This window comes from Burkholderia cepacia (genome assembly GCF_029962485.1).
GTDB lineage: Bacteria > Pseudomonadota > Gammaproteobacteria > Burkholderiales > Burkholderiaceae > Burkholderia.
Genome location: NZ_CP073637.1, coordinates 3,006,893 through 3,032,463, shown reverse-complemented (window position 1 = coordinate 3,032,463; position 25,571 = coordinate 3,006,893). Strand labels below are relative to the sequence as shown.

At 67.6% G+C, this 25,571-nt stretch carries 23 protein-coding genes and 1 riboswitch; of the genes, 7 read left to right on the top strand and 16 right to left on the bottom strand.

Annotated features, from left to right (window positions below):
* Nucleotide 1 precedes the first annotated feature (1 nt).
* The 4 genes from ybeY to KEC55_RS14130 all read right to left on the bottom strand — a co-directional run bounded on the left by ybeY (nucleotide 2) and on the right by KEC55_RS14130 (nucleotide 4,515).
* Nucleotides 2–778: an rRNA maturation RNase YbeY gene (gene ybeY, locus KEC55_RS14145; RefSeq protein WP_282505933.1), complete on the bottom strand. Its 777-nt coding sequence runs from the start codon at nucleotides 776–778 to the stop codon at nucleotides 2–4.
* A gap of 140 nt (nucleotides 779–918) precedes the next feature.
* Nucleotides 919–1,965 (bottom strand): PhoH family protein, encoded by a 1,047-nt coding sequence (locus KEC55_RS14140; protein WP_282505932.1) that lies wholly within the window; start codon nucleotides 1,963–1,965, stop codon nucleotides 919–921.
* Nucleotides 1,966–1,994: 29 nt separating this feature from the next.
* Nucleotides 1,995–3,368: a tRNA (N6-isopentenyl adenosine(37)-C2)-methylthiotransferase MiaB gene (miaB, locus tag KEC55_RS14135; RefSeq protein ID WP_282505931.1), complete on the bottom strand. Its 1,374-nt coding sequence runs from the start codon at nucleotides 3,366–3,368 to the stop codon at nucleotides 1,995–1,997.
* Nucleotides 3,369–3,582: 214 nt separating this feature from the next.
* Nucleotides 3,583–4,515: a LysR family transcriptional regulator gene (locus KEC55_RS14130; RefSeq protein WP_282505930.1), complete on the bottom strand. Its 933-nt coding sequence runs from the start codon at nucleotides 4,513–4,515 to the stop codon at nucleotides 3,583–3,585.
* 144 nt (nucleotides 4,516–4,659) lie between these two features.
* On the opposite strand from KEC55_RS14130, the gene KEC55_RS14125 reads away from it, so the two are divergent.
* From KEC55_RS14125 to ribB, 3 genes are all read left to right on the top strand, one after another.
* Nucleotides 4,660–5,835 (top strand): MFS transporter, encoded by a 1,176-nt coding sequence (locus tag KEC55_RS14125; protein WP_282505929.1) that lies wholly within the window; start codon nucleotides 4,660–4,662, stop codon nucleotides 5,833–5,835.
* A gap of 195 nt (nucleotides 5,836–6,030) precedes the next feature.
* Nucleotides 6,031–6,714: a helix-turn-helix domain-containing protein gene (locus KEC55_RS14120; RefSeq protein ID WP_282505928.1), complete on the top strand. Its 684-nt coding sequence runs from the start codon at nucleotides 6,031–6,033 to the stop codon at nucleotides 6,712–6,714.
* A 209-nt stretch (nucleotides 6,715–6,923) separates the two neighbouring features.
* Nucleotides 6,924–7,072, top strand: a riboswitch (FMN riboswitch).
* Nucleotides 7,073–7,190: 118 nt separating this feature from the next.
* Nucleotides 7,191–7,901, top strand: a complete 711-nt coding sequence (ribB, locus tag KEC55_RS14115; RefSeq protein ID WP_282505927.1) for a 3,4-dihydroxy-2-butanone-4-phosphate synthase — start codon at nucleotides 7,191–7,193, stop codon at nucleotides 7,899–7,901.
* Between the two features lie 70 nt (nucleotides 7,902–7,971).
* On the opposite strand, the gene KEC55_RS14110 is transcribed toward ribB, so the two are convergent.
* From KEC55_RS14110 to glpD, 7 genes are all read right to left on the bottom strand, one after another.
* Nucleotides 7,972–8,658 (bottom strand): HAD family hydrolase, encoded by a 687-nt coding sequence (locus tag KEC55_RS14110; RefSeq protein WP_282505926.1) that lies wholly within the window; start codon nucleotides 8,656–8,658, stop codon nucleotides 7,972–7,974.
* A 188-nt stretch (nucleotides 8,659–8,846) separates the two neighbouring features.
* The gene (gene iolG, locus KEC55_RS14105) at nucleotides 8,847–9,833 is read right to left on the bottom strand and encodes an inositol 2-dehydrogenase (RefSeq protein ID WP_282505925.1); all 987 of its coding nucleotides are present in this window, start codon (nucleotides 9,831–9,833) and stop codon (nucleotides 8,847–8,849) included.
* 67 nt (nucleotides 9,834–9,900) lie between these two features.
* The gene (locus tag KEC55_RS14100) at nucleotides 9,901–10,728 is read right to left on the bottom strand and encodes a TIM barrel protein (protein ID WP_282505924.1); all 828 of its coding nucleotides are present in this window, start codon (nucleotides 10,726–10,728) and stop codon (nucleotides 9,901–9,903) included.
* A 233-nt stretch (nucleotides 10,729–10,961) separates the two neighbouring features.
* On the bottom strand, nucleotides 10,962–12,029 hold the full coding sequence (locus tag KEC55_RS14095; protein WP_282505923.1) for a LacI family DNA-binding transcriptional regulator: 1,068 nt from the start codon (nucleotides 12,027–12,029) through the stop codon (nucleotides 10,962–10,964).
* Between the two features lie 220 nt (nucleotides 12,030–12,249).
* The gene (locus KEC55_RS14090; protein ID WP_176050278.1) at nucleotides 12,250–12,966 is read right to left on the bottom strand and encodes an MIP/aquaporin family protein; all 717 of its coding nucleotides are present in this window, start codon (nucleotides 12,964–12,966) and stop codon (nucleotides 12,250–12,252) included.
* An 81-nt stretch (nucleotides 12,967–13,047) separates the two neighbouring features.
* Nucleotides 13,048–14,550: a glycerol kinase GlpK gene (gene glpK, locus KEC55_RS14085; RefSeq protein ID WP_282505922.1), complete on the bottom strand. Its 1,503-nt coding sequence runs from the start codon at nucleotides 14,548–14,550 to the stop codon at nucleotides 13,048–13,050.
* Between the two features lie 105 nt (nucleotides 14,551–14,655).
* Entirely contained in the window at nucleotides 14,656–16,179 is a 1,524-nt protein-coding gene (gene glpD / locus KEC55_RS14080) for a glycerol-3-phosphate dehydrogenase (RefSeq protein ID WP_282505921.1), read from the bottom strand.
* Between the two features lie 162 nt (nucleotides 16,180–16,341).
* Between glpD and KEC55_RS14075 the strand changes: the two genes are divergently transcribed.
* Entirely contained in the window at nucleotides 16,342–16,710 is a 369-nt protein-coding gene (locus tag KEC55_RS14075; protein WP_282505920.1) for a hypothetical protein, read from the top strand.
* Between the two features lie 88 nt (nucleotides 16,711–16,798).
* Here KEC55_RS14075 and KEC55_RS14070 read toward each other — a convergent pair whose 3' ends face one another.
* Both KEC55_RS14070 and KEC55_RS14065 read right to left on the bottom strand, forming a co-directional pair.
* On the bottom strand, nucleotides 16,799–16,996 hold the full coding sequence (locus KEC55_RS14070) for a hypothetical protein (RefSeq protein ID WP_166963486.1): 198 nt from the start codon (nucleotides 16,994–16,996) through the stop codon (nucleotides 16,799–16,801).
* A gap of 302 nt (nucleotides 16,997–17,298) precedes the next feature.
* On the bottom strand, nucleotides 17,299–18,078 hold the full coding sequence (locus tag KEC55_RS14065) for a DeoR/GlpR family DNA-binding transcription regulator (RefSeq protein WP_175847564.1): 780 nt from the start codon (nucleotides 18,076–18,078) through the stop codon (nucleotides 17,299–17,301).
* Nucleotides 18,079–18,290: 212 nt separating this feature from the next.
* Here KEC55_RS14065 and KEC55_RS14060 point away from each other — a divergent pair, with 212 nt between their 5' ends.
* The 3 genes from KEC55_RS14060 (at nucleotide 18,291) to KEC55_RS14050 (ending at nucleotide 21,649) form a co-directional block, all read left to right on the top strand.
* Nucleotides 18,291–19,931, top strand: coding sequence for a gamma-glutamyltransferase family protein (locus KEC55_RS14060; RefSeq protein ID WP_282505919.1), 1,641 nt, complete (start codon nucleotides 18,291–18,293; stop codon nucleotides 19,929–19,931).
* Between the two features lie 313 nt (nucleotides 19,932–20,244).
* A complete protein-coding gene (locus tag KEC55_RS14055; RefSeq protein ID WP_059233270.1) occupies nucleotides 20,245–21,072 on the top strand; it encodes a ferritin-like domain-containing protein in 828 nt (275 codons plus the stop codon).
* Nucleotides 21,073–21,142: 70 nt separating this feature from the next.
* Nucleotides 21,143–21,649 (top strand): hypothetical protein, encoded by a 507-nt coding sequence (locus KEC55_RS14050; protein ID WP_282505918.1) that lies wholly within the window; start codon nucleotides 21,143–21,145, stop codon nucleotides 21,647–21,649.
* On the opposite strand, the gene KEC55_RS14045 is transcribed toward KEC55_RS14050, so the two are convergent.
* The 3 genes from KEC55_RS14045 to KEC55_RS14035 all read right to left on the bottom strand — a co-directional run bounded on the left by KEC55_RS14045 (nucleotide 21,643) and on the right by KEC55_RS14035 (nucleotide 25,301).
* On the bottom strand, nucleotides 21,643–23,091 hold the full coding sequence (locus tag KEC55_RS14045) for a DEAD/DEAH box helicase (protein WP_282505917.1): 1,449 nt from the start codon (nucleotides 23,089–23,091) through the stop codon (nucleotides 21,643–21,645). The two genes, KEC55_RS14050 and KEC55_RS14045, sit on opposite strands and share 7 nt — an antisense overlap.
* A gap of 127 nt (nucleotides 23,092–23,218) precedes the next feature.
* Nucleotides 23,219–24,517, bottom strand: coding sequence for a c-type cytochrome (locus KEC55_RS14040; RefSeq protein WP_282505916.1), 1,299 nt, complete (start codon nucleotides 24,515–24,517; stop codon nucleotides 23,219–23,221).
* 19 nt (nucleotides 24,518–24,536) lie between these two features.
* A complete protein-coding gene (locus tag KEC55_RS14035; protein WP_282505915.1) occupies nucleotides 24,537–25,301 on the bottom strand; it encodes a c-type cytochrome in 765 nt (254 codons plus the stop codon).
* Nucleotides 25,302–25,571 lie beyond the last annotated feature (270 nt).

Here is a 25,571-nt window from a genome sequence, read left to right as displayed (position 1 = left end):
CTTACTGGTATGGGTTCGGGAAGCCCAGCTTCGCGAGGATGTCGACTTCGAGCGCTTCCATTTCGGCCGCGTCCTCGTCGCTCGTCTCGTGGTCGTAGCCCTGCGCGTGCAGCGCGCCGTGCACCAGCAGGTGCGCGTAGTGGGCCGTGAGCGGCTTGCCCTGTTCATGCGCTTCCTTCTCGACGACCGGGCAGCACAGCACGAGGTCGCCGATCACGGTGCCGTCGGGCGCCGCGTCGTACGCGAAGGTCAGCACGTTGGTCGGGTAGTCCTTGTGGCGGTAGCCGGCGTTCAGCGTGCGGCCTTCGTTTTCGCCGACGAAGCGCACGGTGAGCTGTGCGCTCGCGAACAGCGCCGGCTCGATCCATTCGGCGATCAGCTTGCGCTTGGGCAGCGTCTTGCGCATCTCGCTCGTGATCTCGTCGCCGTACTGCACGGACAGGTCGAGTTCCAGTGCGCGCGGTTCATCGTCGAGATCGTCTTCGCGCGGCGCGAGCTCGGCACCCACGTGCAGCGTCACGCTGTCGTAGTGCTCGGGCTGCAGCGCGAGCTTCGCGCGCATCGCCGGATCGTTGTGCTGCGCGACGATCGCGACGGCCGCGTCGCCCGAACTGCCCGACAGGTCGAACATCAGGCTGCGACCGTCGGGGAAGTCGATCCGCAGCCCTTGTGCGTTGACGGTGCGGGCCTTGCCCTTCGCGTCGAACAGCGAAAGACGGGGGGATTCGGGCGCGGCGGACTGGGCACGACCGGACTTGCGGGAACGGGAGGATTTCATGACGCGTACGGCGATTGGGACGCGTTGAGGATACACCAAACGGCCGATCCCACCCGCATTCGAACGGGCGAAAAAAAGCCCGGCGCGCCGTGTGGCGGGCCGGGCCGGCAGGCCGGGGCAGCGCGCGCGGGCGCCGCCCGTCAGCCGTCCTGGTGCTGCGCGTGGAACTCGTCGTATGCCTCGACGATGCGCGCGACGAGCGGGTGGCGCACGACGTCCGCGCTCGTGAAGCGCGTGAGCGCGATGCCGCGCACGCCGCCGAGCACCTGCTGCGCTTCGACGAGGCCGCTCTTGTGACCGCGCGGCAAGTCGACCTGGCTCGTGTCGCCGGTCACGACGGCCTTCGAGCCGAAGCCGATCCGCGTGAGGAACATCTTCATCTGCTCGGGCGTCGTGTTCTGCGCCTCGTCGAGGATGATGAACGCGTGGTTCAGCGTGCGGCCGCGCATGTACGCGAGCGGTGCGATCTCGATCATCTGGCGCTCGAACATCTTCGCGGTCTTGTCGAAACCGAGCAGGTCGTACAGCGCGTCGTACAGCGGGCGCAGGTACGGGTCGACCTTCTGCGCGAGATCGCCCGGCAGGAAGCCGAGCCGCTCGCCGGCTTCGACGGCCGGGCGCGTCAGCACGATCCGCTTGACCTGGTCGCGCTCGAGCGCGTCGACCGCGCAGGCGACCGCGAGGTAGGTCTTGCCGGTACCGGCCGGCCCGATGCCGAACGTCACGTCGTGCGACAGGATCTGCTTCAGGTACTCGCGCTGCGCGGGCGTACGGCCGCGCAGGTCGGCGCGCCGCGTGTACAGCTTCGGCGCGGGTTCTTCGTCCGGCTCGCTGGCGTCGAGCTGCACGACGGGCTCATCGAACGGATGGTCGGGGTCGCCGCGGAAGCGCACGTCGAGCGTGTCCTGGCGGCCGTTGCCGGTCGTGTGGCGCACTTCGACCAGCGCGAGCTGGATGTCGTCGACCGACAGCGGATCGCGCGCCCGGTTGTAGAAGTTTTCGAGCGCGGCGAGCGCGAGCTTGGCGCCGCGTCCGCGGATCGTGATCCGGTGGCCGCGCCGCGCGAGCGTGACGTCGAGCGCCTGTTCGATCTGCCGCAGGTTCTCGTCGAGCGGGCCGCAGAGATTGGCGAGGCGCGCGTTGTCTTCGCGCGGGGCAGTGAATTCCAGTGCTTGGACGGTCTTCAAAGTAGCGTCGGGCTCCTGTTGAGCGTCAATTAGTGGGTGGCCGCGCTCGCGTCGTCGCTGACGAGCACGAGCTCGCCGCGCAGCGAATGCGGGTACGCATGGTTGATCTTCACGTCGATCATCTGGCCGATCAGGCGCGGGTGCGACGCGAGCGGCGCCGGGAAATTCACGACCCGGTTGTTCTCGGTGCGGCCCGCGAGTTCGTTCGGGTCCTTGCGCGACGGGCCTTCGACGAGGATCCGCTCGACCTTCCCGACCATCGACTGGCTGATGCGCGCGACGTTCTCCTCGATGGTCGCCTGCAGATGTTGCAGGCGTTTGAGCTTCACTTCACGCGGCGTGTCGTCGTGCAGGTTCGCGGCCGGCGTGCCGGGGCGCGGGCTGTAGATGAACGAGAAGCTCGTGTCGTAGCTCATGTCGTGCACCAGCGCCATCATCTTGTCGAAATCGTCCTCGGTCTCGCCGGGGAAGCCGACGATCATGTCGGTCGACAGCGACAGGTCGGGGCGGATCGCGCGCAGCTTGCGGATCACCGACTTGTATTCGAGCACCGTGTAGCCGCGCTTCATCGCCATCAGGATGCGGTCGGAGCCGTGCTGGACGGGCAGGTGCAGGTGGCTCACGAGCTTCGGCACCTTGGCGTAGGTGTCGATCAGGCGCTGCGTGAATTCCTTCGGGTGCGACGTCGTATAGCGGATCCGCTCGATGCCGGGGATGTCGGCGACGTATTCGATCAGCGTCGCGAAATCGGCGATTTCCGACGAGCCGGCCGCCAGCGCGCCGCGGTACGCGTTCACGTTCTGGCCGAGCAGCGTGACTTCGCGCACGCCCTGGTCGGCGAGGCCGGCCACTTCGGTCAACACGTCGTCGAGCGGGCGCGACACTTCATCGCCGCGCGTATACGGCACCACGCAGTAGCTGCAGTACTTCGAGCAGCCTTCCATGATCGACACGAACGCGCTCGGCCCCTCGACGCGCGCGGGCGGCAGGTGGTCGAACTTTTCGATTTCGGGGAACGAGATGTCGACCTGCGCGCGGCCGCTCTCGCGGCGCGCGTCGATCATCTGCGGCAGGCGGTGCAGGGTTTGCGGGCCGAACACGAGGTCGACGTACGGGGCGCGCGACACGATCGATGCGCCTTCCTGGCTCGCGACGCAGCCGCCGACGCCGATCAGCAGGCCGGGCTTCGCTTCCTTCAGCTCGCGCACGCGGCCGAGATCGGAGAACACCTTCTCCTGCGCCTTTTCACGCACCGAGCACGTGTTGAACAGGATGATGTCCGCGTCTTCCGGCGTGTCGGTCTTTTCGAGGCCTTCGGAGGCATTGAGCACGTCCACCATCTTGTCCGAGTCGTACTCGTTCATCTGGCAGCCGAAGGTCTTTACGTAAACTTTCTTGGTCATGGGGATTCGCCGTTCGCAGTGGTTGACCTGGGGGCGTCGTCAAGAGTGAATCGGGACGGCCGTGCGCTGCACGCGAAACGCGCGCATCGAGCAGGAAAAGCCGTCGGGAAAGCCTTCCATTATAGCTTTTCGCGCTGCCCTGGGCCCGCGTCGGGTTGCGGCTGCGCGACGTCGATCGGCGGGTTCGGACCCTTGAACGGCGGCGCGCCGGCCATCAGCGGCACGCATTCAGCAGGTCGTCGTGCGCGGCTTCCTCGCGCGTGAAGCGCTCGGCGAGAAAGTCGAGCAGCACGCGCACGCGCGGCGCCATGTAGCGCTTGCCGGGATAGATCGCGTGCAGCGGCGCGCTCTGGTGCCGCCAGTCGGGCAGCAGGACCTTGAGCCGCCCGGCGCGGATGTCGTCGGCGACATCCCAGATCGAGTTCAGCACGATGCCGTGGCCGCGCAGCGCCCACTCGCGGGCGAGGCCGCCGTCGTTGGTCTCGAACGCGGTGGCGAGCGGCACCGTGCAGGTCTGCGTGTCGTCGCCGCGCGTGAAGCGCCACGTGTTCATCGGCCCGGACGCCACCGTGATCACGTTGCACGGAAAGCGGGCCAGATCGTGCGGATCGCGCGGCATGCCGTGGCGTTCGACGAACGACGGCGTCGCGCACGGCACGCGCCGGTCCGCGGCGAGCCGGCGGGCGATCAGCGCGCCGTCGGGCGGCGCGGCGAAACGGATCGCGAGGTCGATCTCGTCCTGCCACAGGTTCACCGTCGAGTCGGACGCCGTCAGCGAGAAGGTCACGTCCGGGTAGCGTGCGGTGAATTCGTCGAGCCAGTCGAGCAGCCGGCGGCGGCCGAAATCGGACGTCGCCGACAGCCGCACCCGGCCGCCGACGACGTTGCGGCCGGCCTGCAGCAGCGCGTTTGCGTCGTCGAGCGCCTGCAACGCCTGCCGGCAGCCGTTCAGGTACAGGCGGCCCTCGTCGGTGAGCCGCAACTGCCGGGTCGAACGGTCGAACAGCCGGGTGGCGACCGCCGCCTCGAGCTTGGCGAGGCGCGCGCTTGCGGCGGCCGGCGTGAGATTCAGCTTGCGCCCGGCGGCGGACAGGCTGCCCAGTTCGGCCGCCTCGACGAACAGCCGGATATCGCCCAGTCGATCCATGTGATTTTCCAGAAATATTTGAAAATGGTTCAAACGTCACGCCAATTATCAAATATCGGCATCTTCGGGACAATGCGCCCATCCTGCCTTTTGTGCGGTGCGGCACCGATCGGGCGCCGCGGCCGCCGCCTTCCGGAGAACGTCATGCCCATCCCGTTACTGGCGCTTGCGATCAGCGCCTTCGCCATCGGCACCACCGAGTTCATCATCATGGGCCTGCTGCCCGAGGTCGCGCACGACCTCGCCGTGTCGCTGCCGTCGGCCGGCCTGCTCGTGACCGGCTATGCGCTCGGCGTCGCGGCCGGCGCGCCGCTGCTCGCGGTGCTCACGAGCCGCATGCCGCGCAAGGCCGCGCTGCAGTTGCTGATGGCGATCTTCATCGTCGGCAACGTGCTGTGCGCGACCGCGTCAGGCTACGCGATGCTGATGGTCGCGCGCGTCGTCACGTCGTTCGCGCACGGGTCGTTCTTCGGGATCGGCGCGGTGGTCGCCGCGTCGCTCGTGCCGGCCGACAAGCGCGCGAGTGCGATCGCGCTGATGTTCACGGGGCTCACGCTGTCGAACGTGCTTGGCGTGCCGTTCGGCACGTTCGTCGGTCAGCTGCTCGGCTGGCGTGCGTCGTTCTGGATCGTTGCCGCGCTCGGCGTGCTGGCGCTCGGCGGCGTGGCCGCGTTGGTGCCGAACCGTCACGACAGCGGGCCGGTCGGCCTCGGCCACGAAGTGCGCGTGCTGAAGGAGCCGCAGGTGTGGCTCGCGCTGCTGATGACGGTGCTCGGCTTCGGCGGCGTGTTCGTCGTGTTCACGTACATCGCGCCGATTCTGGAAACCGTGTCGGGCTACTCGCCGCGCGCGGTCGCACTGATCCTCGTGCTGTTCGGCGCCGGTCTGACGATCGGCAACACGCTCGGCGGCAAGCTTGCCGACCGTGCGCTGATGCCGTCGCTGATCGCGATCCTCGTCGCGCTGATGGCCGTGATGGCCGTGTTCGCGAAGACGAGCCACCTGCCGGTCGCGGCCGCCGTCACCGTATTCGTCTGGGGGATCGCCGCGTTCGCGACGGTGCCGCCGCTGCAGGCGCGCGTGGTCGAGAAGGCCGCGAGCGCGCCGCATCTCGCATCGACGTTGAACATCGGCGCGTTCAACGTCGGCAACGCGGGCGGCGCGTGGCTCGGCGGCCTTGCGCTGGAGCACGGCTTCGCGCTCGACGCGCTGCCGTGGGTTGCCGTCGCGGTGACGTTCGCGGCGCTCGTCGTCACGTGGCTCGCGATGCGGCTCGACGCGCGCGGCCCGGCACGCGGCGCGGCGCCGGCGGCGCAGTGAGCGACGCGATAGCGGCAGGAAAAGGTTCGCGAGAAACGCATTCCTCCGCGATGCTGATAACGGTGTGAAGATAACTTCGTTTGCCCGTGCAAGGCCGGGTGATAGCGTCTCGATACGCGCCATGGCTGGCGCAACGCGATTCCGATCCCGGCTTACCCCATACGCAGGGCCGCGCAGCGGCCCGGAGGCAATGCTATGTCTTCATCCCTGGCGCTCGTGCGCGACGTGTCTTCCTTCGAGTCCGGCAACGCTGCCGACCTGCGCGCGTCCGCGTCGCTCGATGTCCTCGAGCAGGTCGTCGGCGTGAACCTCGCGCGCTTGCGCGCCGAGCGGCAACTGTCGCTCGATGCGCTCGCGCGGCTGTCCGGCGTGTCGCGCGCGATGCTCGCGCAGATCGAATCGGCGCGCAGCGTGCCGTCGATCAAGGTGCTCTGCAAGATCGCCGCGGCGCTGAAGGTGTCGGTCGCCGCGTTCCTGCGCCGCCATGCGGTGAACGGCTTCGAGCACCTGGCGGCCGAACGCGCGTCGCGCGTCGTCAGCTCGAACGGCCGTTTCTCGGCCCGCGCGCTGTATCCGGAAGGCGAGCCGGCCGCGGCCGAATTCCACGAATTGCGGATCGCGCCGCTGCATACGGAGCTTGGCGCGCGCCGCGCGCCCGGCACGACGGTCAACCTCGTCGTCAGCGAAGGCACGCTCGAAGTCAGCGTGCATGACCGCCGCCAGTTGCTGGCGACCGGCGACGCGATCGTGTTCGATGCCGATCAGCCGTACAGCCTGCGCAACCCGGGCGACAGCGAAGCGCGCGCGTTCCGCGTGACGGTGAGCCCCGAGGTGCCGCCGCGGTGGCTCGTGCCCGACGCGGCGCACGCGGCCCACTGACCGCACGCGTGGAACGGAACGGTCGCTTTCCCGCCGTCTCGCGGGAGCGCGGGAGCGCGGGAGCGCGGGAGTGCGGCCGGGTGGTCGGCCGTTCGGACGATGCCGTTAGACGGAGTCGTCAGTAAGGTTTTAGGTGTGGTGCGCTGCGCGTCGCGCGCAGCTGTTGTATGCTTGGCCCGCCGTTGATGGGGTACCCCATCCGGCAATCAGTGCGTCTTCAGGGCGGGGTGAAATTCCCCACCGGCGGTAGGCTGGCGTAAGCCGGCGAGCCCGCGAGCGCCCGCGCATCCGCGCGGGGTCAGCAGATCTGGTCGAATGCCAGAGCCGACGGTCATAGTCCGGATGAGAGAAGATGTGCAGATAGTCATGTCCGTCAGGGCCGCTTCGCGATGCGTGCGAAGCGGGTTGTCGTTCTGTCTGTTTGCAATGCCCTGGAACGTTTTTCGCCCACATCGTATTTGCGAGGAGCGTTTCACATGTCCTTGATGTCCCTTTCGTCGGCACCGGCCGACGCCTTTGCCGATCTCCCGTTGCTGGATTCCGAACCGGTGCCGCCGCGCATCGCCGCTGCGCTCGACGCCATGCGCGCAGGCCGTGCGGTCGTGCTGCAGGATGACCACGACCGCGAGAACGAAGCCGACCTGATCGTCGCCGCCGAGCGCATCACGCCCGAGACGATGGCGCTGCTGATCCGCGAGTGCAGCGGCATCGTGTGCCTGTGCCTGACGGACGACACGGTGCGCGCGCTTGAACTGCCGCCGATGGTGCAGACCAACGAAAGCCGCAACGGCACCGCGTTCACGGTGTCGATCGAAGCGCGCGAAGGCGTGCATACCGGCGTGTCGGCGGCCGATCGCGTGACGACGATCCGCGCGGCGATCGCGGAAGGCGCGAAGCCGCACGACATCGTGCGGCCCGGCCACGTGTTTCCGTTGCGTGCGCAACCGGGTGGCGTGCTCGCGCGTCGCGGTCACACCGAAGGCACGGTCGACCTGTCGATCCTCGCGGGCCTGAAGCCGGCCGGCGTGCTGTGCGAGCTGATGAACCCGGACGGCACGATGACGCGCGGCGACGACGTCGAGCGTTTCGCGCAACGACACGGGCTGCCGATGCTGACGATCGCGGAACTCGTCGAGTTCCGCGAGGCGCTGGCGGTCGCGCGCGAGCGCTGCTGCGAACCGGCCTGAGCGGCGGGAAAACGGGTGCGTTCGCGCACCCGTCGCGAGCCGGCGCGACCTGACCCGGCCTGGATGACAATCAGGACTGCACGTCGCCGAATTCGCCGCGCATGCCGGCTTCGACGAGCGACGGCAGTTCGTCCATCTTGCGCATGATCCGCGTGATGCCCATCGCGCGCAGCGCGTCCGCGTAGTTGTCGGGAATGTGGCTCGCGCCGACGAACGCGATCGTCTTCATCCCGGCCGCGCGCGCGGCATTCAGCCCCGATACGCTGTCCTCGACGACGACGCAGCGCTCCGGCGCCACGCCGAGCGTGTGCGCCGCATGCAGGTAGACGTCGGGGTAGGGCTTCGGCCGCGCCACCTGCTCGGAACTGAACACGCGCTCGCCGAAGATCTCGGTGAGCGACGCGCGCTTCAGCGAATTGCGCACGCGCACGAGCCGGCTGTTCGACACCACGGCCGCCGGCAGCGTGACTTTCAGCAGTGCGTCGCGCACGCCGGAGATCGGCGCGAGCGATTGCGCGAGCGCGACCTCGATGTTGTGCTCGATGGTCTCGATGAAGTTCGCGGGCATGTCGATCCCGAAGCGGGATTCGATTCCGGTGAGGAAGCGCGACGTCTGCTGGCCGAATGCCGACTTGGCAGCGGCTTCGAAATCGAGGTTCGGGAACGTGGCGGACAGCGTTTCAAGCAGTACGCGGTCGGCAATGACTTCGCTGTCGACGAGCACGCCGTCGCAGTCGCAGATGAGGTGATCGAGCATGATGGTGACAAAGCAGACAATCGGCGACGCCGATCAATTCGTCATCATACGTGCTTTCACGCGCGCGCCGCGCGCCGTTTCGGCAAATTTGCCCGATCCGGCCGTACCGTTGCCGCGCTTCATGCAGGTGTGCTGCGGATCGCGTGACGGCGGCGGCCTGTTTGCCCGGGCCGTCGCCGCTTGTTGCGTTACAGCTCGATCACGCGCCCCGTTTTCCACGATGTCATCGCGGCCTCGGCAAGTTCGAGCGCGGCGAGCCCGTCGTCGATCGTCGTCCTGACCGGCGTGCCGTCGCGCAGCGCATCGACGAAGTGCGCGAGCTCGGCCGCGTACGCATGCCGGTAGCGTTCGAGGAAGAACGGCTCCGGCACGTCCGCCGCGATACCGCCGGCGAGCCACGCGCTTACCTCGGTCGGACGCACGTTGCCGGCTTGCAGCATCCCGTTGCTGCCGAGCAGCTCGAAGCGCTGGTCGTAGCCGTAGGCCGCGCGTCGCGACGTGTTGATCTGGCACAGCAGCCCGCGCCGCGTGCGGATCGTCACGGCGGTCGAATCGATGTCGCCTGCTTCGCGCACGGCCGGGTCGGTCAGGCAACTGCCGGTTGCGTGCAGCGTCTGCGCTTCGTCGCCGAGAATCCAGCGGAACACGTCGAAGTCGTGGATCAGCATGTCCTTGAAAATACCGCCCGAGCTGCGGAGGTAGTCGGCCGGCGGCGCGCCGGGGTCGCGGCTCGTGACGACCAGCATTTCCGGCGCACCGATCTCGCCGCGCTCGACACGTGCCTTCAGCGCGGCGAACGTCGGATCGAAGCGGCGCTGGAAACCGATCATGCAGGTCACGCCGGTGCACCGCACGACGTCCGCGCATGCGCGCGAGCGCTCGATGCTCAGGTCGACCGGCTTCTCGCAGAACACGGCCTTGCCCGCGTTCGCGGCCGCGACGATGAGGTCTGCGTGCGTGTCGGTGCTCGACGCGATCACGACCGCCTGTACCGACGCATCGCCGAGCGCGCGTTCGATGTCGGCAACCTGCGCGCCGTGCGCGTGGGCGAGCGCGTCGGCCGACGGCGCATGGCGGTCGATCACGTACCTGAGCTTCGCGCCCGGATGGCGCGCGAGATTCGCCGCGTGGATCTTGCCGATCCTGCCCGCGCCGAACAACGCGAATTCGATCATTCCGTTCTCCTGTTGATTGGGTTTTGCCGGCACGCGGCGTGTGTCGGCCGCGTGCGGTGGTGACGTATCAGCGATCCGCCAGTTGGCCGCGCACGTAGTCGATGCTCGCCCGCAGCCGGTCTTCGATGTCGTCCGCCTCGGCGATCTCGCGCGCAAACGGTTCGAACGAGAACGCGCCGCGGTAGCCGCGCGCAAGTAGTTCGCGCAGTTGCCGGATGTTGCCGAGCCGGTCGGCACCGCCGACCAGCACGCGGTGGCCGTCGCGCATCCGGTCGACCGGCAGGTCGGTTTCCTCGACACCGGAGAGATGCACGAGGCCCGTCAGGTTCGGGAAGAAGATGTCCTCGCCTGACAGGTGATGGTGGAACGTGTCGTGCACGAGCCGGAAGACCTGCTCGCCCGCCGCGTCGTAGAGGGCTTTCACCGCGTCCGACTTGCGGCGCAGCGCGCATTCCTCGAAGCCGAGCGGCTCGATGAAGCCGAGCAGGTTGCGTGCTTCGAGGATCGGCTTCAGCGCCTTCAATGCCTTCACGAGATCCGCATGGCGCGCGCCCGCGCCGCGCGTGTCGTTGCGGCTGTTGGTCGGGCACAGCACCAGCGCGCGCGCACCGCATTGCGCCGCGTAGTCGGCCAGCACGGTCGCTTCATCCGCGCGCTCGGCGTTCCATTGCTCGAAGCGCTGCAGCGCGTTGATCGTCAGGATCGTCACGCCACCGGCTTCGGCCGTCGCGCGCACGGCGGCGGCCGGCGTGCCGTCGGCGATCTCGATGCGGTCGAGATCGTTGCGGATCTCGATCGCGTCGACACCGAGGCGCCGGCACAGCGCGACGTAGCGGTCGAGCGGCAAGCGCGGCGCGCTCATCCGGTTCAGCGAAAACGTAAGGGGTTGGGTCATCACGGGGCCTCGGTCGGGGTTCGACGCCGGGACGGCAGGCGATCGGCCGCCGCGACCGAGCGCCGCCCGTGTGCGGGGCGTCCATCGGTCGGGCCATCGTTTCCGGCGCATTCGTCGTGGCGAATGACCGTCAATGTAGGACGGCGCCGTCCCGGCTGCATGCGCGGCGTTGCCGAAAAATCGGCAAGAAGACGCTCCATGAGCGGGCGCGAAACGGGTGTGCCCGGCAGGCCCTAGACCGGTTGCAGGTACGGGCTCGTGCGCACATTGGCCGAGCAGAACACGCGGAACTCGACCGGCTCGGCCGGCGGCTGCTGCTCGACCACGCCGCACGCATGCATCAGGTGCTGCAGCGCCGAGATCGCCTGCCCGTCCGGGTCCTGGTCGATCGCGATGTCCATCGTGCCTGCCTCGATGTACGCGCGATGCTGGTCGAGCATCTCGTGGCCGACCCAGACGACGTTGCCGGCCGCGCCGAAGCGGCGCAGCGCGGCCTCGATGCCGGCCGAGCCGCCGCCGCTGTTGTAGATGCCGACCACGTCGCCGGACGCGCGCAGCGCCTTCGCGACGGCGCTGTAGGCGAGGTCGTCCTGATCGAGCGTTTCGGCGGTTTCGGTGTCGCAGGCCAGTTCGGGGAATGCGCGCGCCAGTTCGACGCGGCAGCCGGCGATCCGATCCATGTGCACGCGATAGCCCATCCGGCCGCCGAGCAGCAGCACGCGACCGGGCCGCTTCGCGAGACGGCCGATGCAGTAGCCGGCCGTGCGGCCCGCGCGTTCGTTGTCGATGCCGGCGTAGTGTGAGCGCGCGATTCCGCCGATGTCGGAGACCATCGTGACGACGGTCTCGCCGCGCGCGATCGCGCCAGCCAGCGCATCGCGCACGCGCGGCGTATCGCCGGCTGTCACGATCAGCGCCGCGCGGCGGTACGCGGGGCGCTCGATCTGCTCGGCGAGGCGCGTGCAGTCGGCGGCGGGCAGGATCGCCCGGTGCACGACGACGCGCCGGTCGAGCATCTGCACCGCGCGCTGCAGCGCCTGCTGCAGCCGTCGGTAGAACGGCGTGTCGGTATCGGGCAGCAGCACGTCGACGTGAATCAGCCCGTGCCGGACATCGGGAAGCTGGCGCGGCACGCCGAGCGTGCGCGCCGCGGCGACGACGCGTTCGCGCGCGTGCGCCGATACGCTGCCGCGCTCATTCAGCACGCGATCGACGGTCGCGGTGCTGACGCCCGCGAGCTGTGCGATCTCGACGAAACGCGCAGTGCGTTTGCGCCGGCGAGGTGCGGGGGCGGCGGCCATCGTGTCGTCTCCTGTCGGCCAGGGGCGGTGCTTGAATGTTTCCCCGGCATGCGTGCGGCGGGCGCGCGCTGTCGTGAGGGTGCGGGGGCTGGCGGTATGCTGGCGCCGCGACGCGAATTCGTCAACGACGGGGGGCGGGCAGGCGAGGGGAAGGGGAGTGGCGGGGGATGATGCGCGAAGCGCGCGACGCCGAACGCCGCGCGCTTCGTTCAAACCGCGATCAGATCGTGGAATGCAGGTGCAGATACAGACCGGCCGCCGCGGCGCCGCCCAGCAGCGGGCCGACAACGGGCACCCATGCATAGCGCCAGTCGCTGTCGCGCTTGCCGGGAATCGGCAGCAGCGCATGCATGATGCGCGGCGACAGGTCGCGCGCGGGGCTCATCGCATAGCCGGTCGGGCCGCCGAGCGAGATGCCGATGCCGAGCACGAGCAGGCCGACGGGCAGTGCGTCGAGTGCGCCGAGGCCGACCTGCGGCGACGCGAGGTACAGCACGCCGAGGATCAGCACGAACGTGCAGATCGCTTCGGTCAGCACGTTGTGCGTGACGCTGCGGATCGCCGGCGCCGTGCAGAACACCGCGAGCTTCAGGTCGGCATCGGCTTCCTTCGCGAAGTGCTGGCGATAGGCGAGCCACACGAGCAGGGCGCCCGCCATCCCGCCGAGCATCTGCGCGAGGATGTAGCCGCCGACTTTCGACCATGCGAACTTGCCCGCGAGCGCGAGACTGATCGTGACGATCGGGTTCAGGTGCGCGCCGCTGAACGACGCGGTCACGTAGACGGCGACGAATACGGCCATCGCCCAGCCCATCACGATCACGATCAGGTCCGCGCCTTTGCCCTTGGTCTTCGCAAGCAGCACGTTTGCGACCGCGCCGTTGCCGAGCAGCACGAGGATCGCTGTGCCGATGAATTCTGCAATATAAGGTGACATGGTTGTCTCTCGTATGTCGCGGCGGACTCGCGGGTTGCGCGGTCCGCCGGTGTTGTTGTATTTCGTATGGAAAGCTGACGATTACTGGGTATCGTCGGCCCATGCCTTCGCGGCACGCACCGCACGCTGCCAGCCGGACATGCAGCGTTCGACCTGCTCCTTCGGCATCGACGGTGCAAAGCGGCGATCGAGCTGCCACTGGTCGCGCACTTCGTCGAGGTTCTTCCAGTAGCCGATCGCGAGGCCCGCGAGGTAGGCCGCGCCGAGCGCGGTCGTCTCGGTGATCTGCGGACGCACCGCATCGACGCCGAGCAGGTCGGCCTGGAATTGCATCAGCAGGTCGTTCGCGCTCGCGCCGCCGTCGACGCGCAGCTCGCCGATGCTGATGCCCGAATCGGCTTCCATCGCGGCCAGCACGTCGAGCGACTGGTACGCGATCGCATCGAGCGCCGCGCGTGCGAGGTGCGCGGAGGTCGTGCCGCGCGTGACGCCGAATACCGAGCCGCGTGCCCGTGCGTTCCAGTGCGGCGCGCCGAGGCCGGCGAACGCGGGCACGAGGTAGACGCCGTCGGTGTGCGGCACGCTCGCGGCGAGCGCTTCGATTTCAGCCGCGCTCTTGATGATGCCCATGCCGTCGCGCAGCCACTGCACGACCGCGCCCGCGATGAAGATGCTGCCTTCGAGCGCGTACTGCACGTCGTCGCCGACCTGCCATGCGATCGTCGTGACGAGGTTGTTCTTCGACTCGATCGGCTTGTCGCCGGTGTTCATCATCAGGAAGCAGCCGGTGCCGTAGGTGTTCTTCACCATGCCCGAGGTCGTGCACATCTGGCCGAACAGCGCCGCCTGCTGGTCGCCGGCGATGCCCGCGAGCGGGATCTTCGACGCGAACACGGTGGTCTTCGTGTGGCCGTAGATTTCCGACGAGGCCTTCACTTCCGGCAGCATGCTGCGCGGGATGTCGAGCAGTTCGAGCAGCTCGTTGTCCCATTCGCGCGTGTGGATGTTGAACAGCATCGTGCGCGATGCGTTCGTCACGTCGGTCACGTGCAGTTCGTGCTTCGTGAAGTTCCACACGAGCCAGCTGTCGACGGTGCCGAATGCGAGCTTGCCCTGCCTGGCCTTCTCGCGTGCGCCCGGCACGTTGTCGAGGATCCAGCGGATCTTGGTCCCGGAGAAGTACGAATCGATCGGCAGGCCGGTCTTCGCGCGCACCTTTGCCTCGAGCCCCTGCTTCTTCAGCGAGTCACAGAAGTCGGCCGTGCGGCGGTCCTGCCAGACGATCGCGTTGTAGACGGGCTGGCCCGTCTCACGGTCCCAGACGATGGTGGTTTCGCGCTGGTTCGTGATGCCGATCGCGGCGATCGACGTGCCGTTCATGCCCGTGCGCGTGACGGCTTCAGCGGCGACGCCGGCTTGCGTCGACCAGATTTCCTGCGGGTCGTGCTCGACCCAGCCGGGTTGCGGGTAGAACTGTTCGAATTCCTTCTGGGCGATCGATACGATATTGCCCTGGCGATCGAACAGCATCGCGCGGGAACTCGTGGTGCCCTGGTCAAGCGCGAGGATGTACTGGTCCTGCATGTCTCTCATCTCCATCCGTGAATTGGCGTAGTTGTGATGCGCGCCGCATGTGGGGCGGCGCGTCGGTGAGTCAACGTCGGTAAGACAACTGCAACTGCATTCGGATCACGCGTGCGGCGCGTGTGCGGCGGCGAACCATGCGTCGACGGCGGCCGTCACCGCATCGAGCGTGCCCGGCGTGACGTGCAGGCCGAGCTTCGAGCGGCGCCACAGCACGTCCTGTGCGCAGGTCGCCCATTCGGCGTCGCGCAGGTAGCGCAGTTCGGCGTCGTGGATGCCCGGCGCGATTTCGGCGCCGAGATCGGCGAGCGACGTCGCGCCGTCGACCACGCGCTCCGCGCGCGTGCCGTACGCACGCGCATAACGGCGGGCGAGCGCGGCGGGCAGCCACGGGTGGCGTTTCGCGAACGCGCCGGCAAATACGTCGAACTTCGCGTTCGCGATGTCGCCGCCCGGCAATGCGACGCCGGCCGTCCAGGTCTTCGCGTCGCGGCCGAGCGCGCGGCACAGCATGTCGCCGGCTTCTTCCGCGAGCTTGCGGAACGTCGTGATCTTGCCGCCGAACACCGACAGCAGCGGGGCGCCCGCGCCGTCGTCGAGCTCGAGGCGGTAGTCGCGCGTGACGGCCGACGCGTTCGTCGCGTTCTCGTCTTCGAGCAGCGGGCGCACGCCCGAGTAGGTCCAGTGCACGTCGGCCGGCGAGATCTTGCGCTTGAAGTAGCGGTTGATCGAATCGCACAGGTACTGCGTTTCGTCGCGATCGATCGCGACCTTCGCGGGATCGTTCGTGTATTCGACGTCGGTCGTGCCGATCAGCGTGAAGTCGTGTTCGTACGGAATCGCGAAGATGATTCGCTTGTCCGGGTTCTGGAAGATGTACGCGTGATCGTGATCGAACAGGCGGCGCGTGATGATGTGGCTGCCCTTCACGAGCCGCACGCTATGCTGCGCGCCGCGGCCGAGTGCGCCGTGCAGGACTTCGCCGACCCACGGGCCGGCCGCGTTCGCGATCGCACGCGCGTGCACGACGCGGATCGAACCGTCGGCGTGCTGCAGCCGCGCTTCCCATGCGTCGCCGTGCCGTTCGGCCGAGACGAGCTTCGTGCGCGTCAGGATCTCGGCGCCGCGCTCCTTCGCATCCATCGCGTTCAGCACGACGAGGCGGGCGTCGTCGACCCAGCCGTCGGAATATACGAAGCCGCGCTTGATCGAGTCGATCAGCGGCGCGCCGGCCGCATGGCGGCGCATGTCGATGCCGCGCGAGCCGGGCAGCAGTTCGCGTTTCGCGAGGTGATCGTAGAGGAACAGGCCGATGCGGATCAGCCAGGCCGGACGCAGGTTCGGCATGTGCGGCATCACGAAGCGCAGCGGCCACATGATGTGCGGCGCCGCGCGCAGCAGCGTCTCCCGCTCCTGCAGCGCCTTGCGCACCAGCCCGAACTCGTTGTACTCGAGGTAACGCAGGCCGCCGTGAATCAGCTTGGTGCTGGACGACGACGTGTGCGACGCGAGGTCGTCCTGCTCGCAGAGCATGACCGACAGGCCGCGGCCGGCCGCATCGCGCGCGATGCCCGCGCCGTTGATGCCGCCGCCGACGACGAGCAGATCGTAGCGATTCGGTTGGGTCACCTGCTGTCCTTATCGTCTGTTGAAATATGGTGAACACGAAATGTTCGAATTCGAAATTTAACGAACGAAATCGAAAAAGTAAAGTTCGAAAAAGCGGGGCCAGTAGCGCGCGGCGCGATCCCGGACGATACTGGCGGAATCGACCGTTTCGCGAGGTGAATCATGCGTATTGGGATGTGGGCCGGCGTGTGCGCCGTCCTTCTGGCGGGGTGCAGCGCGGGCACGCCGCCGCTCACCGGCAACTGGCGGGCGCCGTCGTTCGTCGACCTGCAGACGTCGTGCGGCGGCACGGCGCGCGACTGGGGCGCGGACGCGCAGCCGGTCTACTCGACGCTGTACGACGCGTATGTGGCGAAGCGGTATCGCGGGCTGACCGAAGCGAACTATTGTGCGTTCGTAAACGAACTTTCGGCCCACTATGTGGCGCCTGACGCGGCGGCGCGCGCCGGCTGGATCGCGTATTTCAACGGTGCGCGCGCACAGGCCATCAGTTGGCGGGCGGCGGTCGATCCGACGCTGCGCGGCGGTTGAAGCCGGCTGAGGTAGGCGGGCGGAGCAAGCGGAAGCGACCGCGTGGCCGGGAGTCGGGCCGCGCGGTCAGGTCAGGAACAGCGGAATTTCACGAATAGCGGTACTTGATGGATCGCAGCGCGGCGTCGCCGCTCTCGGTCACGCAGTATTTGCGCCCCGAGCCGAGCCCTTCCAGGCGAACGAGCTGCTGTTCGAGCAGGATGTCCAGTTCATCCCGATCCATATCGCGCTGGTCAGGCGCGTCCTTCACAAGCAATAGCGTGGCGAATTCATGCGGACTCAGCATCGTTCTCTCCATGGCAATCGGACTGCCCGCGCGGCCGGCGCACACGCCGACGCGCGATACCCCGCGGGGTATGGCTTGGGGGGAAAGCTGTATTCGCCGGCCCTGCGGTTCGCACACGCCCTGGCACAGGCGGATCGGGCGAACGGGCCGGGGAACTGGAGTCTAGTCGAGCGCGCGGGCAACGACAAATCGTGCCCCGTTAATTTTCCGTTTGACAGGAACGCCCGCCGCAAGCGGTCCACATGCCGCGCCAACTTCTTGATTTCACTTGAAGTTTCAGGTGCGGTGCAGCATCGCAACGGTCACTCCGCGACGTACACCTGGGTGCCGGCGGCGGCCACCGTGTCGGCCATCTCCGGCGGCAGCGGCTTGTCGGTGAAGAGCGCGTGCACCTGGCTCAGGTGGCCCTGGCGCACCAGTGCCGGGCGGCCGACCTTCGAATGGTCGGCCACGAGGTAGACCGTGCGTGCGTGCTGCATGATCGCCTCGGCCACGCGCACCTCGCGCGTGTCGAAGTCGCGCAGCGTGCCGTCGGCCTCGATCGCCGACGTGCCGATGATCGCGTAGTCGACCTTGAACTGCCGGATGAAGTCGATCGCGAGCTCGCCGACGATGCCCTTGTCCCACGGACGCACGATGCCGCCCGTGATCAGCACCTCGCAGTCGGGGTAGCCGCTCATCATCGACGCGACGTTCAGGTTGTTCGTGACGACGTGCAGCCCGTGATGGCGGTTCAGCGCGCGCGCGACCTCCTCGGTCGTCGTGCCGAGGTTGATGAACAGCGACGCCTGGTCGGGGATGTGCGACGCCGCGAGCGCCGCGATGCGCCGCTTCTCGTCGTGGAACATCCGCTGGCGCGCGGTGTACGACACGTTCTCCGAGCTGGTCGGCAGGCTCGCGCCGCCGTGGTAGCGACGCAGCAGGTTCAGGTCGGCGAGCCAGTTCACGTCGCGGCGGATCGTCTGCGGCGTCACCGCGAAGTGCGCGGCGAGATCGTCGACGGTCACGAAGCCGTCGCGCTGCACCCATTCGAGCAATTCCTGCTGGCGCGCGTTGAGGGTGAGGCGGGGATCTCGGGTCATGGCTCGATGGTCGTGTCGTGAGACGGAGCAGGTATTGTAAGGGCGGCAACGCCGTTCGGCCGGCCTGGCCCGCACGAGCGCGCACGATTCATGCGGAAATTGCATGGATTCATGTGACAAATGAATTTGTGCGATTCCGCCGATCGCGCTGCAATGACGGATTGCCCGCGCGCGCTGGCGTGTTCATTTCAGCTTTCGACGAGGTGGCATCGATGACTGGCTTCAACTGGCACAACCCGTATCCGACGACCCGCATTCCGGTGTTCGCGCGCAACGTCGTGTCGACGTCGCATCCGCTGGCCGCGCAGGCCGGGCTGCGGATGCTGTGGAAGGGCGGCAACGCGGTCGACGCGGCGCTGGCCGCCGCGGCCGCGATCACCGTCGTCGAACCCGTGTCATGCGGGCTCGGCGGCGACGCGTTCGCGCTCGTGTGGGACGGCGAGCGGTTGTCCGGGCTGAACGCGTCGGGCGTCGCGCCGGCCGCATGGAACGTCGACTACTTCCGCGAGCGTCATGGCGAGGATGCGCACGGCATCGCGAACAAGCCGACGCGCGGCTGGGACACCGTCACCGTGCCGGGCGTGATCGCGGGCTGGGAGGCGCTGCACGCGAAGTTCGGTTCGCTGCCGTTCGCGGATCTGCTCGAGCCGGCGATCGAGATCGCGGAGCGCGGTTATGCGGTGCCGCCGATCGTCGCGCACAAGTGGGCGGCGGCCGTGCCCGAACTGCAGGGTCTGCCGGGCTTCGCGGACACCTTCATGCCGCGCGGCCGTGCACCGCTCGTCGGCGAGCGCATGTGCCTGCCCGGTCATGCGCAGACGCTGCGCACGCTCGCGAAGGAGGGCGCCCGTGCGTTCTACGAAGGTGCGCTCGCCGAGCGCATCGCCGCGTTCTCGCGCGAAGGCGGCGGCGCGCTGACCGAAGCCGACCTGCGTGCGTACCGGCCGGAATGGGTCGAGCCGATCGGCAAGCGCTTCGGCCGCCATACGATTCACGAGATCCCGCCGAACGGGCAGGGCATCGCCGCGCTGATCGCGCTCGGGATCGCCGAGCATGCGGGCGTGACCGAATGGCCGCTCGATTCGGTCGACTCGCAGCATCTGCAGATCGAGGCGATGAAGCTCGCGTTCGCCGACATCTATCGTTACGTCGCCGATCCGCGCGCGATGGAAGTCACGCCCGAGCAGATGCTCGACGATGCGTATCTCGCCGAACGCGCGAAGCTGATCGACCCGGCGCGCGCGACGCACTTCGACGCCGGCCGGCCGCATTCGGGCGGCACGATCTACCTGTCGGCCGCCGACGAGCGCGGGATGATGGTGAGCTTTATCCAGTCGAACTACATGGGCTTCGGCTCGGGGCTCGTCGTGCCGGGTGCCGGCATCGCGCTGCAAAACCGCGGGCACGGCTTCTCGATGGATCCGGCCTCGCCGAACGTCGTCGCGGGCGGCAAGCGGCCGTTCCACACGATCATCCCGGCGTTCGTCACCGAGGAGGTCGACGGCCGCACCGAGGCCGTGATGAGCTTCGGCGTGATGGGCGGCGACATGCAACCGCAAGGCCACCTGCAGACCGTCGTGCGGATGCTCGGCCACGGGCAGCAGCCGCAGGCCGCATGCGATGCGCCGCGCTGGAAGGTCAATCGCGACTTCACGCTCGACGTCGAATCGACGATGAATCGCGCGACCGTCGATGCACTGGCCGCACGTGGCCATACGATCAAGTCGATCGACGATCCTTACATGGATTTCGGCTCGGGGCAGTTCATCTGGCGTCTCGACCGCGACGATCGCGAGCGCGGCTACGTGGCCGCGAGCGACAGCCGGCGCGATGGCCTGGCGGCCGGTTTCTGACGGATCGCTTCCGTTTTGCGTGCTCGACGGGCGGCCGGATGGCCGCCCGTTTCGTTTGGCGCGGCCCATACCATCGAACGGACGCAAGCGGTTTGAAGGACTCGTCTAACGAACGGCAACAGACGCCGTGGAACTGCGCTTGTCGGCTATGGTCAGTGCTCTGGAGCACGAACATCAAAGTCCGGCTAAGATGCCTGCATGGTTCGGCCGGACCAATTCACTATAAACGACGTAAAACGCCGCCTGCGGGAAGGCTGGCGCCTGTGCCGGAGGCATGGGCCGGCCCCCGCGCGACGACTGGGAGCGCACCACCATGGACACTAAAACGACGCATGTCATGCCGTGGCGTATCGAGGACATCGACCTGAACCGGATCGATCGTCAGCGTGCCGCCGCGAACGAGGATCTGTTGCTGTTGCTGTGCGCGTCGTCGTTCATCGAAAGCGGCTCGGATCTCTACACGAGCAATCTGAGCACATTCTTCAATGACGATCCGGAAGTCTCCGCATGGCTCAACAATGCATGGGAGCACGAAGAATTGCAGCATGGCCGCGCGCTGAAGGCGTACATCGCGCACGTGTGGCCCGAGTTCGACTGGGATACCGCGTTCGCGAATTTCTTCGCCGAGTATTCGAAGACCTGCTCGGTCGAGGCGTTCGAGAAGACCCGCGCGCTCGAGATGGTCGCGCGCTGCGTCGTCGAGACGGGCACGGCCACGCTCTATCGCGCGATCAACGAATGCTCGGACGAGCCCGTGCTGAAGGAAATCACCGACAACATCCGCACGGACGAAGTGCGTCACTACAAGCACTTCTTCAAGTTCTTCAAGAAGTACAACCAGGTCGAAGGCAACGGCCGGCTCGCGGTGCTCGGCGCGTTGATGCGTCGTGTGATGGAAATCAAGAACGAGGATTCCGAGATCGCGCTGCGCCACGTGTTCGCGATTCGCTATCCCGATCGCATCGGCGACAATCAATACAACCGCGAGCGCGCGGCGCGCATCAATTCGCTCGTGCGGCGCAACCTGTCGGCCGACATGTGCGTGAAGATGCTGCTCAAGCCGCTCGACCTGCCCGCGAAGATCCAGCCGGGCGTCCACTATCCGCTCACGAAGATCACGCGGCACGTTTTCCTGCGCTGATCGCGTCGGCACGGCCCGTCGCGCGTATGCTGGCGCATCCTCATCCGATCCGCACCAGGGCCACGCCATCATGACCGATTCCCATCGCCACGCACTCGAACAATGGACGTTCGACGCGTGGCCGCCGGCCGTCGTCGCGCTGTTCGACGGCAGCGCGCTCGAGCGCCATGCCGATCTCGCCGCATCGCTGATCGTCGCGACCGACGACGGACAGTTGCGCACGACGCTGCTCGGCGTGGGGGAGATCTACGCGCACGATGCGCGCACGCTGCTAGTCGCGCTATGGCCGCAGTCGCGGGCGGCGCGCGCGATCATGCAACGGCGCACGGCCGCGTTGACGCTCGTCGCCGACGGCGCGTTCTTTCAGGCGCAATTGAAGATGACGCCGCTCGAAGGAGACTTCGGCGGCCTCGCCGGATTCGCTGCGACGATCGCGCACGGCGATGCGCAGCGGGTCGGCTATGCGCGTCTCGCGACAGGTGTCACGTTCACGCTGGAAGGGGATCGCGCCGCGGTGCTCGCACGCTGGCAACGCCAGGTCGAGCACCTGCGGCACGCAGCCGCGCGGCTTCAGTGACCGCGCTGGCCGCTGCGCGACGAACGATTGCGGTTCGCGTGCGCGGCATTGCCGTTCGCCGGGCGTGCGCTGTTGCCGCCGCCGGCCGGACGTCCGCCGCTATTGCCGCCGGCGCCGGCGCCGCCTTGCGTGCGCGGCTTCGCGGCCTTCTGTTGTGCGGCTTTCGGTTGCGGGTTGCCGTCGCGTTTCGCGGCCGGCTGGCCTGAGCCGCCTGCACGCGGCTGGCGATTGCCGCCACCACCACCACCGCCGCGCGGCTGCTGGCCGCGGCGCTGCTGGATCGGCTCCGGCTTCGCGTGCGGATCGGGTTCGAAGCCCGCGATGACTTCCTGCGGAATCTCGCGCTTGATCAGTCGCTCGATGTCGCGCAGCAGCAGCTTCTCGTCGACGCACACGAGCGACACGGCTTCGCCGGTCGCGCCCGCGCGGCCCGTGCGGCCGATCCGGTGCACGTAATCCTCGGGCACGTTCGGCAGGTCGAAGTTGACGACGTGCGGCAACTGGTCGATGTCGATCCCGCGCGCGGCGATATCGGTCGCGACGAGCACCTGCAGCGTGCTGTTCTTGAACTCGGCCAGCGCGCGCGTGCGGGCCGACTGGCTCTTGTTGCCGTGGATCGCCATCGCGCTGATGCCGTCCTTCGTCAGCTGTTCGGCGAGCCGGTTCGCGCCGTGCTTGGTACGCGTGAACACGAGCACCTGGAACCAGTTGTGTTCGCGGATCAGGTGCGTGAGCAGCTCGCGCTTGCGATCGCGGTCGACCGGGTGGATCTTCTGCGCGACGCTTTCGGCGGTCGTGTTGCGGCGTGCGACCTCGATCAGCGCGGGCGAGTCGAGCAGGCTGTCCGCGAGCGCCTTGATTTCGTCGGAGAAGGTGGCCGAGAACAGCAGGTTCTGACGCTGCGGCGGCAGCTTCGCGAGCACGCGCTTGATGTCGTGGATGAAGCCCATGTCCAGCATCCGGTCGGCTTCGTCGAGCACGAGGATGTCGAGATTCGACAGATCGATGGTCTTCTGCTGCATGTGGTCGAGCAGGCGGCCGGGCGTCGCGACAACGATGTCGACGCCGCGCTTGAGCGCGTCGATCTGCGGATTGATGCTGACGCCGCCGAACATCACGGTCGAGCGCAGCTTCAGGTATTTGCTGTACGCACGGACGCTTTCCTCGACCTGCGCGGCGAGTTCGCGCGTCGGCGTGAGGATCAGTGCGCGCACCGCGCGCTTCGCGCCGCGGTTGTCCGCGTAGAACGTGTGCAGGCGTTGCAGGATCGGCAGCGTGAAGCCGGCGGTCTTGCCGGTGCCCGTTTGCGCGCCGGCGAGCAGGTCGCCGCCGCCGAGGACGGCAGGGATCGCCTGCTGCTGGATCGGAGTCGGCGACGTGTAGCCGAGCTCGTTGACCGCCTTGACCAGCGGTTCGGCCAGGCCGAGAGATTCGAAAGACATAGATACCACTCTTGAGTTTTATGATCGGCGACACCTCGCGCGGCCCGCGCGGGGACTGGCGTCGCAAAAAGCAAAGGGGCGCGGCTGCGGTTTCCCGCAGCCGCGCCCCGTTTGCGTCACGCGTTATTTAGTCAAGCGGCGCGGAACGCAGGTCACTCACCTGTTGTGGCGAGATCGGCGTACCGTTGTTGCCCCACGACATCCGGATGTACGTTACTACTGCTGCGACTTCCTGGTTCGACAGCGACTGCGCGAACGGCGGCATGCCGTACGGACGCGGGTTCTTGAACGTGCTCGGCGGATAGCCGCCATTCAGCACCATGCGGATCGGGTTGACGGCCGATTCCATCATGATCGAGTGGTTGCCCGCGAGCGGCGGATAAGCGGGCGGCTTGCCGGCGCCGGTTTCGGCGTGGCAGGTCGCGCAGTTGTCCGCGTAGATCTTCTTGCCCTGGTCGAACAGCGCGTTGCCGAACTGCTTCGACGGCTCGTACTGCATGTTCTTCGGCGCTTCAGCCTTCTGCGGGATCGACTTCAGGTACGTCGACATCGCGCGCGTATCTTCGTCGGTCATGTACTGCAGGCTGTTGTGGACCACGTCCGCCATCGGGCCGAACACGGCACCCTTGTGCGACACGCCGGCTTGCAGCAGGTCGGACAGCTCCTGCACGTGCCAGTCGCCGAGGCCGAGTTCCTTGTCGTTCGTCAGCGACGGCGCATACCAGTTCTGCAGCGGGATCAGGCCGCCGGCGAACGCCGACGAGCTCACCGGGCCGCCCATCATGTTGATCGACGTGTGGCACATCGAGCAGTGGCCGAGGCCTTCGACGAGGTACGCACCGCGGTTCCATTCGACCGACTTCGTCGGATCAGGCTTGTACTCGCCTTCCTTGAAGAACAGCGTGCGCCAGCCGATCAGCAGGTTGCGGTTGTTGAACGGGAACTTCAGTTCGTGCGGACGGCTCGGCACCGACACCGGTGCGACCGAGCGCAGGTACGCGTAGATCGCGTCCGAATCCGAGCGCGTGACCTTCGTGTAGCTCGCGAACGGGAAGCCCGGGTAGAGCAGGCTGCCGTCCTTCGAGCGACCCGTGTGCATCGCGCGGTAGAAGTCGTCCGACGTCCACTTGCCGATACCGTTCTGGTCGTCCGGCGTGATGTTCGGCGTGTACATCGTGCCGAACGGCGTCGCCATCGGCAGGCCGCCCGCGAACGACTTGCCGCCGCGCACGGTGTGGCACGCGATACAGTCGCCGACGCGCGCGAGGTATTCGCCCTTCTTGATCAGCGCGGCCTGGTCGGCCGGCGTGGCCGCGACGGCGGAAGCGCCGTGCAGCGTGTCGCTGCCCGGCCACAGGACCGGGACGAGGGCGGCGGCCGCGACGATCGCGGCGGCCGAGAGTGCAAACAGGGACTTGCGTTTCATTGTGTCTGTCTCCCTTGCCTTATTGCGGTTCGCTGCCGCAGGCGAGCGGAGTCTTCATCGAACGCGCCGGGGCCGGCACGGGGTTGGCGGGCGCCGGTTGCGCGGCGAGCCATGCGGTCACGGCCGTCACGTCTTCGTCGGAAAGCTTCGATGCGATGTCGTGCATGCAATCCGGTGCCTTCGCGTGGCGGTTGCCCGAGCGCCATGCGCCGAGCTGCGCGCTCAGGTAATCGGCGTGCAGGCCGACGAGGCCCGGGATCGCCGGCTGCATGCCGGTCAGCCCCGCGCCGTGGCAGGCCACGCAGGCCGGCAGCTTGCGGGACGGATCGCCCTGCGTGACGAGCTGCTTGCCGCGTGCGAGCGTCGCGGCCGGCAACGTCGGCTTCGCCGGCGTCGGGTACGGCGGACGTTCGGCCGAGAAATGCTCGGCGATTTCGCGCAGGTAGTCGTCGTTCAGGTACGTCAGCAGGTAGTTCATCGGCGGGTACTTGCGCCGGCCGTCACGGAAGTTGACGAGCTGGTTGTACAGGTACTCGGCCGGCTTGCCGGCAAGACGCGGGAAATAATCGTTGTCCGTGCCCTGGCCGTGAACGCCGTGGCATGCGGTACAGCCGCGCACGCGCTCGGCCATGGTATCGGGTGCCTTGAGCGGCGCCTGCTGGGCGTGCGCTTGCTCCGTGGGCTTGGTCTGCGCTTGGGCAGCGCTCATAAGGCCCGCGCCGCCGATCATCAGAACGGCGAGCAGCGGACGGAAGACGCGTCTTGAAGACACACGAGACTCCATGTTTATTCGTCGGGGACCTTGTCCGGGCTACGATCGGCTCGGCGCATGGACGGCAGGACAGCCGGGCTGCTGCGACGCGGCATTCTATCATCGATGGGTAATGACGGCTATTTGGCAAAAGGACATCGGTTCCTGTCTGTTCGCGACTTGCGACAATTTGACGCGCATTGCGGCACCGCTGTGTGAACCGGCGTGCGTTTTCACCATCGAAGACCGTACACTCGCGGGTCGCGCGGCGCCGCCTCCGCCGCTGGTCCAGTCATTTCTCCC

What these genes read in the sequence shown, in the direction of transcription:
- KEC55_RS14065 (WP_175847564.1), bottom strand. Translation starts at nt 18,078, where the DNA reads ATGACCCGAGATCCCCGCCTCACCCTCAACGCGCGCCAGCAGGAATTG.
- KEC55_RS14045 (WP_282505917.1), bottom strand. Translation starts at nt 23,091, where the DNA reads ATGTCTTTCGAATCTCTCGGCCTGGCCGAACCGCTGGTCAAGGCGGTC.
- KEC55_RS14120 (WP_282505928.1), top strand. Translation starts at nt 6,031, where the DNA reads ATGTCTTCATCCCTGGCGCTCGTGCGCGACGTGTCTTCCTTCGAGTCC.
- KEC55_RS14075 (WP_282505920.1), top strand. Translation starts at nt 16,342, where the DNA reads ATGCGTATTGGGATGTGGGCCGGCGTGTGCGCCGTCCTTCTGGCGGGG.
- ribB (WP_282505927.1), top strand. Translation starts at nt 7,191, where the DNA reads ATGTCCTTGATGTCCCTTTCGTCGGCACCGGCCGACGCCTTTGCCGAT.
- KEC55_RS14070 (WP_166963486.1), bottom strand. Translation starts at nt 16,996, where the DNA reads ATGCTGAGTCCGCATGAATTCGCCACGCTATTGCTTGTGAAGGACGCG.
- KEC55_RS14110 (WP_282505926.1), bottom strand. Translation starts at nt 8,658, where the DNA reads ATGCTCGATCACCTCATCTGCGACTGCGACGGCGTGCTCGTCGACAGC.
- KEC55_RS14050 (WP_282505918.1), top strand. Translation starts at nt 21,143, where the DNA reads ATGACCGATTCCCATCGCCACGCACTCGAACAATGGACGTTCGACGCG.
- KEC55_RS14100 (WP_282505924.1), bottom strand. Translation starts at nt 10,728, where the DNA reads ATGACCCAACCCCTTACGTTTTCGCTGAACCGGATGAGCGCGCCGCGC.
- miaB (WP_282505931.1), bottom strand. Translation starts at nt 3,368, where the DNA reads ATGACCAAGAAAGTTTACGTAAAGACCTTCGGCTGCCAGATGAACGAG.
- iolG (WP_282505925.1), bottom strand. Translation starts at nt 9,833, where the DNA reads ATGATCGAATTCGCGTTGTTCGGCGCGGGCAGGATCGGCAAGATCCAC.
- KEC55_RS14095 (WP_282505923.1), bottom strand. Translation starts at nt 12,029, where the DNA reads ATGGCCGCCGCCCCCGCACCTCGCCGGCGCAAACGCACTGCGCGTTTC.
- KEC55_RS14130 (WP_282505930.1), bottom strand. Translation starts at nt 4,515, where the DNA reads ATGGATCGACTGGGCGATATCCGGCTGTTCGTCGAGGCGGCCGAACTG.
- KEC55_RS14125 (WP_282505929.1), top strand. Translation starts at nt 4,660, where the DNA reads ATGCCCATCCCGTTACTGGCGCTTGCGATCAGCGCCTTCGCCATCGGC.
- KEC55_RS14040 (WP_282505916.1), bottom strand. Translation starts at nt 24,517, where the DNA reads ATGAAACGCAAGTCCCTGTTTGCACTCTCGGCCGCCGCGATCGTCGCG.
- KEC55_RS14035 (WP_282505915.1), bottom strand. Translation starts at nt 25,301, where the DNA reads ATGGAGTCTCGTGTGTCTTCAAGACGCGTCTTCCGTCCGCTGCTCGCC.
- KEC55_RS14060 (WP_282505919.1), top strand. Translation starts at nt 18,291, where the DNA reads ATGACTGGCTTCAACTGGCACAACCCGTATCCGACGACCCGCATTCCG.
- KEC55_RS14055 (WP_059233270.1), top strand. Translation starts at nt 20,245, where the DNA reads ATGGACACTAAAACGACGCATGTCATGCCGTGGCGTATCGAGGACATC.
- glpK (WP_282505922.1), bottom strand. Translation starts at nt 14,550, where the DNA reads ATGCAGGACCAGTACATCCTCGCGCTTGACCAGGGCACCACGAGTTCC.
- KEC55_RS14090 (WP_176050278.1), bottom strand. Translation starts at nt 12,966, where the DNA reads ATGTCACCTTATATTGCAGAATTCATCGGCACAGCGATCCTCGTGCTG.
- ybeY (WP_282505933.1), bottom strand. Translation starts at nt 778, where the DNA reads ATGAAATCCTCCCGTTCCCGCAAGTCCGGTCGTGCCCAGTCCGCCGCG.